This window comes from Streptomyces sp. CB02058 (assembly GCF_001905505.1).
Taxonomy (GTDB): domain Bacteria; phylum Actinomycetota; class Actinomycetes; order Streptomycetales; family Streptomycetaceae; genus Streptomyces.
In genome coordinates this window covers 1162487-1175154 of the sequence record NZ_LIPG01000003.1, presented here as the reverse complement: position 1 = coordinate 1175154, position 12668 = coordinate 1162487, and the positions used below count along the sequence as shown (strand labels likewise).

General features: G+C 70.9%; 5 protein-coding genes. 2 read left to right on the top strand and 3 right to left on the bottom strand.

The window, feature by feature from the left end; genetic code table 11:
• Positions 1–40: 40 nt before the first annotated feature.
• Positions 41–1573 carry an aldehyde dehydrogenase family protein gene (locus AMK10_RS18620; protein ID WP_073748920.1) on the bottom strand — a complete coding sequence of 511 codons (1533 nt, stop codon included), beginning with the start codon at positions 1571–1573 and terminating at the stop codon, positions 41–43.
• 380 nt (positions 1574–1953) lie between these two features.
• Here AMK10_RS18620 and AMK10_RS18610 point away from each other — a divergent pair, with 380 nt between their 5' ends.
• Together AMK10_RS18610 and AMK10_RS18605 are read left to right on the top strand one after the other, a co-directional pair.
• Positions 1954–6378: a CHAT domain-containing protein gene (locus tag AMK10_RS18610; protein ID WP_143194966.1), complete on the top strand. Its 4425-nt coding sequence runs from the start codon at positions 1954–1956 to the stop codon at positions 6376–6378.
• Positions 6368–7105 (top strand): hypothetical protein, encoded by a 738-nt coding sequence (locus AMK10_RS18605; protein WP_143194965.1) that lies wholly within the window; start codon positions 6368–6370, stop codon positions 7103–7105. Before AMK10_RS18610 ends, AMK10_RS18605 begins: the two co-directional genes overlap by 11 nt.
• 121 nt (positions 7106–7226) lie before the next feature.
• Here AMK10_RS18605 and yicI read toward each other — a convergent pair whose 3' ends face one another.
• The gene (gene yicI / locus AMK10_RS18600) at positions 7227–9494 is read right to left on the bottom strand and encodes an alpha-xylosidase (RefSeq protein WP_073748916.1); all 2268 of its coding nucleotides are present in this window, start codon (positions 9492–9494) and stop codon (positions 7227–7229) included.
• Positions 9491–12382 (bottom strand): glycoside hydrolase family 3 C-terminal domain-containing protein, encoded by a 2892-nt coding sequence (locus tag AMK10_RS18595; protein WP_073748915.1) that lies wholly within the window; start codon positions 12380–12382, stop codon positions 9491–9493. Before AMK10_RS18595 ends, yicI begins: the two co-directional genes overlap by 4 nt.
• Between the last annotated feature and the right edge of the window lie 286 nt (positions 12383–12668).

Sequence of the window (12668 nt, the reverse complement as noted above, 5' to 3'; positions counted from 1 at the left end):
TGGTGCTGCGAACAGCCGGGCGGGGAGGGGACTTTCCTGGTCAGCCGGCGAACCAGCGCTGCGGGCGCGGGTTGAGGTTCTGGTAGATGTGCTTGGACTCGCGGTACTCGGCGAGCCCGGTGGGGCCGAGTTCGCGGCCCGTGCCCGACTTGCCGAAGCCGCCCCACTCGGCCTGCGGGAGGTAGGGGTGGTAGTCGTTGATCCACACGGTGCCGTGCCGCAGGCGGCCGGCGACGCGCCGGGCGCGGCCCGCGTCGGTCGTCCACACGGCGCCGGCGAGGCCGTAGTCCGTGTCGTTGGCCAGGGTGACGGCTTCTTCCTCCGTCCGGAAGGTCTCGACGGTGAGGATCGGGCCGAAGGTCTCCTCGCGGACCACCTTCATCTCCCGGTGGCAGCCGTCCAGGACGGTCGGCCGGTAGAAGTAGCCGCTCGCGGGGAGGGTGCCGGTGGGCTCGGGGCGGGCGCCGCCGGAGCGGACGACCGCGCCCTCCTCACGGGCGGATGCCACGTACGCCTCGACCTTGGCGAGCTGCTGCGCGGAGACGAGCGGGCCGCACTCGACGCCGTCGACGGTGCCTCGGCCGAGCCTGATCGCGTCGGCGCGGCGGGCGAGTTCGGTGACGAAGCGCTCGCTGACGGACTCCTCAACGATGAGGCGGGCCCCGGCGGAGCAGACCTGGCCGCTGTGGAAGAAGGCGGCGTTCAGCGCCTGGTCGACGGCGGTGTCGAAGCCCTCCTCGGTCACGCAGGCGTCGGCGAACACGACGTTGGGGTTCTTGCCGCCGAGTTCCAGGGCGACCTTCTTGACGGTGGGTGCGGCGGCCCGGGCGACCTTCGTGCCGCTGGCGAGTCCGCCGGTGAAGGAGACCAGGTCGACGTCGGGGTGTTCGGAGAGCCGGGCTCCGACGGGGTCGCCCGCGCCCGTGACGAGGTTGGCGGTGCCGTCGGGGAGTCCGGCTTCCGCGAGCAGCCGGATCAGGTGGACGGTGGAGAGCGGGGTGACCTCGCTGGGCTTGAGCACGAAGGTGTTGCCGGCGGCGAGGGCCGGGGCGATCTTCCAGCTGGCCTGGAGCAGCGGGTAGTTCCACGGGGCGATCAGGGCACAGACACCGACCGGTTCGTACACGACGACGCTGTGCACGTCGGGGTCGCCCGCGTCGACGACCCTGCCGCCGCTCTCGTTCATGACGAGGTCGGCGAAGTAGCGGAAGGCGCTGGTGACGTCGTCCACGTCGACACGGCCCTCCTCGAGGGTCTTGCCGGTGTCGCGGCTCTCGGTGATCGCGATCTCCTCGCGGTCCCGCTGGAGGAGGCGCGCGACCGTGCGCAGCAGCTCGGCGCGCTCGGCGACGGGCCGGTGCGGCCACGGACCGTCGTCGAAGGCACGGCGTGCGGCGGCCACGGCCGCGTCGGTGTCCTCGGTACCGGCCTCGGAGACCACGGCCAGGACGGTGGCATCCGCGGGGTCGAGGATGTCGCGTGTCGCGCCCGATGCCGCGGGCTGCCAGCGGCCGTCGATGTGGAGGGTCTCCAGGGTGGCCGGGGGGTGGGCCGACGAGGGGTGAGCCGACATGGGGTGAACTGCCTTCCGTGCTGTTTGCTCCGCACCGGTCCGGCCGAGCACCTGCGCCGGTGGACCGGGTCCGGCACCAGCACAGTGGTGGACCCTTTCCGCTCGGGTCAGATGTATGCCCGAACATTCACTCTGAGTGACATGACTCACGTGCCTCACTCGGACGGCACGAGCGGTCACCGAACCCGCACGCACAGCTCCGGGCGGGTCCCCCGCTCCGGACGGCCCACCAGGCTCCTCCCCTCCGCACGGCCTCTCCGGGGCGACCGGGGGAACTGAGCGAGGGACTCGACCGTCTGTGTAGTCGAACGGCTGGTTCTTGCGAGAACTCAGGGGGAGTCGTGCTCGGTCATTCCATGCTCAAACTCTTGGCTCGTGACATGCACCGCCGACTCGGCGGCCGGCCGGACGAAGACGTCGCCGGTGCCGAGCGGAGGCTCCGTCACCTGGCGGCCCTGGCTCCTGAAGCCCGACGCGACACGGTGGCCGCACTTCCCGCGGACGAGAGCCATCAGCTGCTCGTCGGAGGGTTCGGTTACGGCGCGACCCGCGAAGACCCGTGGAACACCCACGCCGACGCGCGGCTGCTGGCGTCCACGCTGGAGGCGTACGCCGGCGGCGTCCCGGTGAGCCCCGGGAAGGAATGGGAGTCCGCCCGGCACGTGAAGGACAAGCTCACGGCGCAGGCACAGCTGCTCCGGGCCGTCGAAGCCGACGCGGCCGGGGACCGCTACGAGGCCAACCGCTTGTTCGACCTGGCGAGCGGGCGGGGTGAGACGGTCGGCGACTGGCTGGTCTGCGCACTGGGCATTCTCGGCAGGACGGCCTGCGGAAGCGAGGCACACGTGGCCGAGCCCTCCGGGATCATGGACATCGCCAACGCTGTCATCGATGAGCTGGCGCAGTACGTCGAGGACGACCTCGGCCCGCTCCGGCATGCCTTCCAGCTGCGCTACGAGGCGTTCGGGGTCGTGCGGGCCGCAGTGGGGGCAGACGACGCGGAGACCCTGTCGTCCCTGGCCCGCTCCTGGCTCACGGTGAACGCGCCGGACGCCACGGTGGAGCTGTCCCACGCCTGGAGGGGTGAGATGAGCCGTGGCATCCATGACGGAGACCTCGACTGGGCGGTGGCCTGGGCGGAATGGGGTGATCGGCTGACCGCTCCGGTGCAGCCGCGTTGTCCGCTCCGTACCCGGCTCGCCGGTCATTTCCTTGCCACGGGAGATGCGGAGCGCTCCATCCAGGTGCTCGAGTCGATACTCACCGATGAGCCCGCCGCCGAGGATGTCCTGGTCACCCTCGCCGGCGCCTACCAGCGCGCAGGTCGTGGGGCTGACGCGATCACCTGTCTGCGGTCACGGCTCTCGGACCCTCCAGCTCCCGGTGAGGAGGACCTTCTCGGTCAGCTCGTCCGGGTGCTGGTCCAGGAGAACTCCCCGGAGCTGGAGCGCTGGGAGGGCGAGTTGATCCGCCTGACCGGTGCGGGCACTCGCGACATGCTGCCCAAGGTGTTCGGTACGCCACCCAGTCCCCAGGTCGCGATGGCCGCATTGGTGGATGGGACGTTGACCATCTCGCCGGACATCGACCACCTGAGCGACATAGGTCCGCAGATCTTCGCCGCGATGATCGAAGGAAGCCCCGACGGCGCCGGCATACTCCGTGATCTCGCCGAGAGCGATCCGGCGAGGGCGGCAGCCGTGGCAAGACTGCTGGGTGTGCCCCTGGTGACCCGGGCGCACCGGGAGGCCGCGGAGCACATCGCGCAGGGGGAACAGCACTTTCATCGGCGGGAGTACGCGGAGGCGGCTGCCTGCTACCACAGGGCGCTGGAGTCCGACCCCGACAGCGCATCGGCCCTGCTCGTGCTCGGCGACGTGTACTACATGAACCGGCAGCTGGGCTTGGCGCGGGCGTATTTCCAGGAGTCGCTGGCCGTGGAGGAGACTCCCATGGCCTGGCGTTTCCTCGGTGACACCTACCGCGCCGAGGAGGAAGGTACCGAGGAGGCCCGCAGCTGTTACCAACGGGCCGTCGCCCTCGATCCCGACTACGGCGGGGCCAGGGAGGCACTCGAACACCTGCCACCGCCCGCGAGCCCCACGTGGTCACCACCGAAGGCGGGCACGGTCGCAGCGCCCCCGCCCGACGAAGGCCGCGAAGCGGACACAGCCGCACGGCGTCCAGGCATCCCCATGTCACGCTTCGCCGCCGGCCCCGGCATCGAGGCCGACCTTCCCGTCCGCCTGGAAGCCGCCGTACGCCGCGACCACCCGGTTCTGGGAGTACTGTTCGACTCCCTCGCCGACGACGGGGACTTCGTCGACTGGCTCGCGCGCCACGCCCCCCTGCACTGGTCACGGGCGCAGACCGTGCTCAAGGTCCTCATCCACCAGTGGTCGGCCCGGGGCACCGATCTCGAACGGTCTCTGCTGCTGGCGCGCAGACGGGTGCAGATCGCGGAGGCGCTCGAAGGCCCCTGGCCCGACGGTGACGACGAGGACATGGGCAGAGCCCGGCTGCTCGCCGACGCTCTCGAACAGCTGTCGTCCGTGAACACGGCCCTGGGGCGCTACTCGGAGTCGTACGATCTCCTCAGGGCAGCCGAGCGCTGGGCCGACATCGACGAGGAGGAACGCTCCCGCGCGGGCAGGTCCCAGCGCGTCGGCGACAACCACTTCGACAACCGCCCTCCGAAAGCCGGCCTGTACGAGTCGCTGGCCACCGCGGCCCTGCGCACCGGGGACGAAGCGGGGGCCGCTCACTACGCCCGGCTGCAGCGGGATCTCGAGCAGGGGCTGCCCGCCGACGACCACGAGCGCGTCGTGGAGATCGTCAGCGCGGGGCTGTCGGCCTTCCTGGAGGACGAGGACGCGGATCTGGCCCTGCGACATCTGCGTACCGCTGAGCGCATCGCCGAGCGAGAGTCCGCCCGCACGCCGGTCAAGGTCACGCAGGCCACGGTGCAGCACGGCTACGGGCAGCTCCTCACGTGGCTCGGCCTGCCACGCCGGGCCCTGCACCATCTCGGCAGGGCACGCGAGTTGAATTCGGGCAACGCCGACCGGCTGGCGTGGGACTGGATCGCCACCGCGGAGGTGCTCGACCGATGGCCCCGTTTCGGGCCCGCGATGCTGGCCTACGAGCAGGTGCTGGTCCTGTCCTCCGTCCCCGGCACCATCGAGGACCGTCTCTTCTGGGCTCCGCGCAAGGAACCCACCTCGCGCACGGGGCGCCGCATCGTCGCCGTCGAGCGGGCCTGGAACGTCGTCCTGCCGATGGCTCGGGCCGCGTGGGCCTACGGCGAGCTGTACACCGCGACGGACGTGCTGGAACTCGGCGCCGGTCTGGCGGACCTGGTACGGGCGGCGCAGCCCGACCCGGGCCTCCGCATGCGCGTCCAGGACGAACGGGCCGTCGTCTTCGAACTGCTGACCCGGTTCCGCCTGGGGCGGGCGGAGCGCTCGGACGGAGACCGGGCCACGCATGTCTCAGCCGCCTACACCGCGTCCGAGAGGAAGCGCTCACGCGCCCTGCTGGACGCGATGAGCACGGTGCGGCTCAGAACACCCGACGGTGTTCCGCAGCAGCTGGTCGAGCGGGAGGCGGAGCTGCTGCGTGCACGTACCGAGGTCGAATCCGGCGGCACGGTGGACTGGGCGCAGCACCGTGCCCTGACCGACGAGCTCGCCGCCCTGTGGGCACGGATGACGGCGAGCGGTCCCGAAGCCGCCGAGTACGCGGCGATCAGACAGTCCGACGTCCTGGCCCCAAAGGACGTACTGGCCGAACTCGCGGACGAGCCGGTGCTCGTGGCGTCCTACGCCATGCTGGACGACGGGACGATCGTCGTCTTCGTCCTCAGTGGGGCAGCAGGGCTCCAGGTGGCGCACGTCGACGCGGACGGACCCCAGCTCCTGCGTTTCGTCGAGGACCACTTCGGCAGCGCGGGACGGGTCCGCGAGATGGCCGAGGACTTACCCGGCCTCTTCCAGCACGTCCTGAAGCCGCTGGTGGCCCCCCTCGCGGCGGCCACCAGGCCCGGGCAGACCATTCTGATCTCTCCCACCGGCGCACTCCACCACGTCCCCTTCCACGCCCTCGCCGTGGAAGGGTCGGCGACGCTCCTCGACCGCAATCCGGTCGGATATCTGCCGACCGTTTCACTCCTGCGCACCCTGAACCACCGCGTACCCGGTGCGAGCACCGGTGCCTTGATCCTGGGCGACCCCGGGAACGATCTTCCGTACGCCCGCAGGGAGGCGGTCTCGCTGGGAAGCAGTCTGGAGACCGTCCCGCTCCTGGGCGAGGCCGCCACACGCGATGAAGTGCTGCGCCGCGTCCCGCACGCCTCCGTCTTCCATGCGGCCTGCCACGCGCACTTCGACGCCGAGGACCCGCTCTCCTCCGGCCTCGTCCTGGCCGGAGGAGTCCTGACGGCGCGCGACATCCTGCGGCAGGACTGGCACGGGGTCCGGCTCGCCGTTCTGTCGGGCTGCGAGACCGGTGTGGGCCGCACCAGCCGTACCGACGAGACTCTGGGGCTCAGCCGGTCGCTCCTCTTCGCCGGGGTCCGCTCGCTGGTGATGAGCCTGTGGCGGGTGCCGGACTCCACCACCGCCGCCATCATGGGTGACTTCCACGACCTGGCCCTCGGCGGTGAAGCTCCCGCGGCGGCGCTGCGCACCGCACTTCTCGCTGCACGGGACCGTCCCGGCGGCGACCGGCTGGACCGCTGGGCGGCCTTCTGCCTGCTCGGTGACTGGCGCGCCCCGGCAGATACGGGACCCCGACATGGAGACTGACATGCTGACCCGCCCCGAACTCCCCGAGGGCTACGCGTTGCTCGACCTGGTCGAGCCGGCCGTGGTGGAGCCCGAACTCGACAGACACCTCCAGCCACTCGACGAGGCAACGGTCCGGCTGCTGCGGCGCGAGACCCGGATCGGCCTGGCACGCGGTCCGGTCCGGCAGGTGGAGAGCCAGGTGTCCGGGCATGTCGGCCACGACATCTCCCTGATCTGTGTGGTCCAGACCCACCCCGAGTCCTTTGTGCGCTGGTCCCGGCTCGTGATCGACCTGTCGGCCACGGGCGGTGCCGTCGTGGCGGACATGTCGCCCTCCCTCGTCGAGGGGGAACATCCGGTCGAGGTCGAAACGACGCTGGGCGGTGGACTCACCTTCCAGGTGGCGACCTCGGCCGTCGGCGCCGAACTCATGCCCCAGATCACCAGGCGCAGGACGCTCTACTGCCCCCGGATCACTTCGTCCGGTATCGGTTTCACCACCGCCTACTGGGACTTCAGGGCATCGGACCAGGAATTCCTGCATGTCAACGAGGAGCTGCGGCTGCTCGTCGACGCCCCGGTGGGCGTCCCCGTCGACGCCCGGGTGACCATGCGCGTCCGAGTCATGGCACGGGGCATCGGCAGGGTCGTACGGTTGACGGGCAAGCTCGGAACCAGCGAGACGTCGTGCCGTCTCGCCGGCCCGGATCTCCTCCAGGGCGACGTACCGGGGCTGTCGGCCTGAGGTCCCGTCCGGCACGGAACGCACGACCGTCCCGGGTCGTCACGCCCTGCCCCTGCGCCCGGGTGGACCGAGGCCCGATGCGTGGGCACCGGGCCTCTCGACGCATGGCCTGTCCGGCCGGTCAGGCGACGGTGACCGTTCCCATCCCCTCCCCCGCCGCGCCGGTCTCCTCCACGCTCACGCGGTACGGCCGGTCCGTGCCCTCCGCCGTGACCCGCACGCCGTCCTCGTCCCGTACGACACGGAACCCCGCCGCCTGATTACCCGTCAGGTCCGGTACGGCAACCGTCTGTTCACCATCTCCGGAGCCGAACACCCGCAGGGTGAGTCCGTCCAGCCAGTCGCCGTCCGGGCGCTGGTCGTCGGCGCCCCACGGGAGCACGGCGCCGTCCCTGACCAGCAGGGGCAGGCTGTCGAAGCCGTGGGTCTCGTGCCGCCACGCCGGGCCGGTCACGCGCTCGCCGGTGAGCAGGGAGGTCCAGGTGCCCTCGGGGACGTAGTACTCGACCTGGCCGTCCTCCGTGAAGACCGGGGCCACGAGCAGGTCCGGGCCGAGCATGTACTGACGGTCCAGGGTGCGGGTCGTCGGGTCGCCGGGGAACTCCGCCAGCATGGGCCGCATCATCGGGATGCCCGTGCGGTGGGCCTCGGCGGCGACCCCGTACAGGTAGGGCATCAGACGGTGCTTGAGCAGGGTGAACTTCCGTGCCACGTCCACGGCTTCCTCGCCGAACTCCCACGGCACGCGGTAGGAGACGTTGCCGTGCAGCCGGCTGTGCGAGGAGAGCAGACCGAAGGCGAGCCAGCGCTTGAAGACCGCCGGGTCGGGGGTGCCCTCGAAGCCGCCGATGTCATGGCTCCAGAAGCCGAAGCCGGACAGGGACAGCGACAGCCCGCCGCGCAGCGACTCGGCCATCGCGGTGAACGAGGCGAAGCAGTCGCCGCCCCAGTGGACCGGGTACTGCTGGCCGCCCGCCGTCGCGGAGCGGGCGAAGAGGACGGCCTCTCCCGCGCCGCGCTCCTTCTCCAGGAGTTCGAAGACGGTGCGGTTGTAGATCTGCGCGTAGTAGTTGTGCATGCGCTCCGGGTCGGAGCCGTCGTGCCAGACGACGTCCGTCGGGATGCGCTCGCCGAAGTCCGTCTTGAAACAGTCGACGCCCTGGTCGAGCAGGACACGCAGTTTGTCGTTGTACCAGGCGCGGGCGGCCGGGTTGGTGAAGTCGACCAGTGCCATGCCCGGCTGCCAGAGGTCCCACTGCCAGATGTCGCCGTTGGGCCGCCGGACGAGGTAGCCGTTCTCCGCACCCTCGGCGAACAGCGCGGACTTCTGCGCGATGTACGGATTGATCCACATGCTGATGCGCAGTCCGCGCTCCTTCAGGCGCGCCAGCATGCCCTCCGGGTCGGGGAAGACATCGGGGTCCCAGAGGAAGTCCGACCACTGGTACTCACGCATCCAGAAGCAGTCGAAGTGGAAGACGCTGAGCGGGATGCCCCGCTCGGCCATCCCGTCGACGAAGGAGGTGACCGTCTCCTCGTCGTAGGACGTGCAGAAGGAGGTGGTCAGCCAGAGGCCGAACGACCAGGCGGGCGGCAGCGCGGGACGGCCGGTGAGGGCCGTGTACCGGGCGAGGACGTCCTTCGGCGTCGGGCCGGCGACGATGTAGTACTCCAGCGACTGGTCCTCGACGCTGAACTGCACCTGTCCGACGGACTCCGAACCCACCTCGAAGGAGACCTTGCCGGGGTGGTTGACGAAGACGCCGTAGCCGCGCGAGGACAGGTAGAACGGGATGTTCTTGTAGGCCAGTTCGCTGCTGGTGCCGCCGTCCGCCTGCCAGATGTCCACGGTCTGGCCGTTCTTGACGTACGGGGTGAAGCGCTCGCCGAGTCCGTAGATGTTCTCGCCCACGTCCAGTGCGAGTTGGGCGATCATGTGGTGGGTGCCGTCGGGCGCGAGGGCGAACGCCGTCCCCTTGGCGTCGACTCCGGTCAGGCGCCGCCCGTCGGCGTCCAGGAAGCTGATGCCCCAGGGCCCGTCGCCGTCCATGCGCAGGGTGAGCGGGCCGCTGGTGAGCTCCGTGACGGCGCCGTCACGGCGGGTGCGGGCCGCGGGCGCGGTGGTCTCGCCGGGCAGGATCGTGAAGTCCGGCCCGCGCCGTGCCTTTCCGGCGTGGTGGGTGGTGCGTACGCCGATGACACCCTCGGCGGGCGAGAAGCACTCGACCGTGATGAGCGGGGTGTTCAGCGTGTCGCCGCGCGCCTCGACACGCTTCACCGCGGCGTACGCGGTGAAGCGGTCGGGGTCGACGCGCAGGTCGCGGGTCTCGATCGCGTAGGAGGCGCGGACGCCCTCGCGCATGAGCCAGAAGCCGTCGGTGAACTTCATGCGGTCTCCTTGCCGGTGACGACGTCGACGCGGGCGAGTCGCAGGGACCCCTCGATGACGATGCTCAGCTCGTGCACGCCCTGGAGGCCGAGCTCGGCCGTGTGCGTGCGGTAGTCGTACGTTCCGCCGGTGTCCGGGAGCGACAGTTCCAGGCGGTGGCCGGCCACCGACACGGTGAGGGAGCCGCCGCCCGCGTAGTGGAAGACCAGCCCGTCCGTGCCGTCCCCGAAGTCGCATTCCCGGTAGAGGAGTTGCCCGGCCCTGTCCGCACCGGCGGGAGCGACCGTGTCACCGTCCGTCTTCGTGCGGTCGAGGATCTCCGTGTTCTCCTGTCGGTCGTAGTCGGCCGCCTCCAGCCCTCGCTCCGCCACGGGGCGCGGGCCCGGCCTCTCGCCGTCGACGACCGTGGTGGCGGTGAGCCTGATGTCGGCGCTGGACGCGCCGGCGAGGAGCTCGTACGCGCCCGGATCGACCGTCCACCGGCCGTGCGCCACGCTCCAGTGGCCCAGCTCCGCCACCGGTACGAGGAATTCGACGCGCTCGGCGGCTCCGGGCGCGAGGTGCAGGCGGCGGTGGCCGGCCAGCTTGCGCAGCGGCAGGTCCGTGTCGCCCGGTTCCGCCGGGCGGACGTAGAGCTGGGCGACCTCGTCCGAAGCGGCCGAGCCGTCGTTGGTCACGGTCAGCGAGACCCGCAGCCGCTCGCCCTCCGGCTCGACGCTCAGCCCCGAGTAGGTGAAGTCGGTGTAGCCGAGTCCGTGCCCGAACGGGAAGAGCGGGGTGCCGTCGAAGTAGAGGTAGGTCTGGCGGGAGCCGATGATGTCGTAGTCCAGCAGGCCCGGCAGGTCGCTGTCGCTCGTGTACCAGGTCTGCGGGAGCCGTCCGGCCGGGGAGACGTCACCGGCGAGGACGCGCGCGAGGGCGGTGCCGGCGGCCTGGCCGCCGTGCGCGGTCCAGAGCAGTGCGGGGAGTTCGTCCGCCGCGTCGGCGACCGCGTACGGGTAGGCGGAGGTCAGCGCGAGGACCGTGCGCGGGTTGGCGGCACGGGCGGCACGCCAGAGCCGGTCCTGCTGGACGGGGAGGGCGAGGGTCGTGCGGTCCTCGGTCTCCCGGCCGTTGATGTGGGGGTCGTTGCCGGCGACGACGACAACGGTGTCCGCGGCGGCGGCGGCCAGGGCCACGGCGTCCACGCCGTGCTCGACGGTCTCGGTCTCGAAGACCGTGGCGTCGTCCTTCGAAATCAGTCCTCCGGGCGCGGCAACCTTTGCGCCGTCGGCGGCGACAGACACGTACCCACCGGTCCCGATGTGCAGAAGGCGGTGCCCGCCGTCGTGTCCCTCCACCGCTTCCATGCGGAAGGTCTCCTGGACGACCCAGCCGCCCGGCTCGTCCGCGGACGCCCTGACGTATCCGTCGGCGGCGACGGAGAGGTACATCCCGTCGTCCGTGCGCAGGGTCAGGACGCCGTCGCCCCAGTCGACGAGGCCCAGTTCGGTGGCCTCCTCGCCGGAGACCAGCGGGGGCAGGTCGGTACGGCCCGTGAGCTGTGCGGGGTCGAGGGCGCCCACCGCTGCCGGGGCCTCCGTGACCGCGGCGACCGAGGTGCCGTCGTCCTCGGGCACCCGCAGCCAGCCGTCGGAGGACTTCAGCCGGATCCGGTCGATGCCCTCGGCGAAGAGGACGTTCTCGGCTCCGTAGCGCTCGCGGATGCCGTCGAGCGGCGTCGAACGGTGCATGAGCGCGCCGCTGTACCAGTCGAGCTTGCAGGAGTCCGCCAGGAGTCCGACGACCGCCACGGTGCGGCCCTGCCGCGGTTCCAGGGGGAGCAGGCCGTCGTTCTTGAGCAGGACGACGGCCTGCTCGGCGGCCTCCAGGGCGAGGGCGCGGTGCTCCTCGGTGTCGAGGTCGTCGACCTTCGCGTACGGGTCCAGCTCCGGGTCGAACTCACCGAGCGCGAAGCGCATGGCGAGCAGCCTGCGGACCGCGGTGTCGATGTCGCTCTCGTCGAGGAGCCCCTTGGCGAGGGCGTCACGGACGCGGCCGGTCATGACCGACGAGTCCGTGCCGTGGTCGGTGAAGCTGTCGACACCGGCCTTCAACGCGGCGGCGGTGGCCTCTTCGTGGGTGTCGAAGTAGTGCTCGGAGTCGACCAGGTTGGTGGGCGCGCCCGCGTCCGAGCAGACGACGAGGGGCTGGTCGGTCCAGCTCCGCAGGTACTGCCCCAGGAGCGGGGACACATGGTTGGGCCGGCCGTTGACCAGGCTGTAGGCGGGCATGACCCCTGCCACCGCCCCGGCCTTCACGGCGTCGCGGAAGGCCCTCAGGTCGTACTCGTGCAGCACGCGCGGGCTGACCGAGGAGGACGTGGTGTCGCGGTCGGTCTCGTTGTTGTGGGCCAGCCAGTGCTTGAGCACGGGAGCGGTGCGCCAGTAGTGCGGGTCGTCGCCGCGCAGTCCCCGGGTGTAGGCGACGGCGATGGCGGAGGTCAGGGCGGTGTCCTCGGAGTACCCCTCCTCGCCCCGGCCCCAGAGCGGGTGGCGCAGCAGGTTCACCGTCGGCGCCCAGACGTTGAGCCCGACGCGGTCGTCCTGGGCGCGCTTGGCCCGGATCTCGTTGCCGACGGCCTCGCCGATCCGGCGGACCAGGTCGTCGTTCCAGGTGGCTCCGAGGCCGACGGCCTGCGGGAAGACGGTGGCGGGTCCCATCCAGGCGACCCCGTGCAGGGCTTCCTGTCCGGTGCGGAACGGGCCGAGCCCCAGCCGCTCCACTGCCGGGGCGAACTGGTGCAGCATCGCGATCCGCTCGTCGAGCGTGAGCCGTCCGAGCAGATCGTCGGTGCGCCGGGAGAAGGACAGCTGCGGGTCGCGGAAGGGAAACGGATGGTCCGTCACGTGCGGGTCCCCTTGGAGAGGTGGGAGGTTTTGAGGGCATCGGGCAGCGAAAGATCCCTCGACGCGAGGAGGAAGATCTTTCGAAGCGCTTCGATGCTCTGCGGCCAACCCCGCGAGTGTCAAGGGTGCCACCGTCCCAAAGAGGCCCTTCCGGACACATCAGCGTCACATCACGCCGGGAAACGGTTCGGAAACAGGTCGGAGGAATATCGAAACGAACTCTTGTGTGGCCGTGACCCTTCACTTAATCTCGCTGCAACATCGAAGCGCTTCGACGAGGCAGCCC

Bases quoted from the DNA above. Each gene is read 5' to 3' on its own strand.
- AMK10_RS18605 (WP_143194965.1), top strand. From the start codon at position 6,368: ATGGAGACTGACATGCTGACCCGCCCCGAACTCCCCGAGGGCTACGCG.
- AMK10_RS18610 (WP_143194966.1), top strand. From the start codon at position 1,954: ATGCACCGCCGACTCGGCGGCCGGCCGGACGAAGACGTCGCCGGTGCC.
- AMK10_RS18620 (WP_073748920.1), bottom strand. From the start codon at position 1,573: ATGTCGGCTCACCCCTCGTCGGCCCACCCCCCGGCCACCCTGGAGACC.
- yicI (WP_073748916.1), bottom strand. From the start codon at position 9,494: ATGAAGTTCACCGACGGCTTCTGGCTCATGCGCGAGGGCGTCCGCGCC.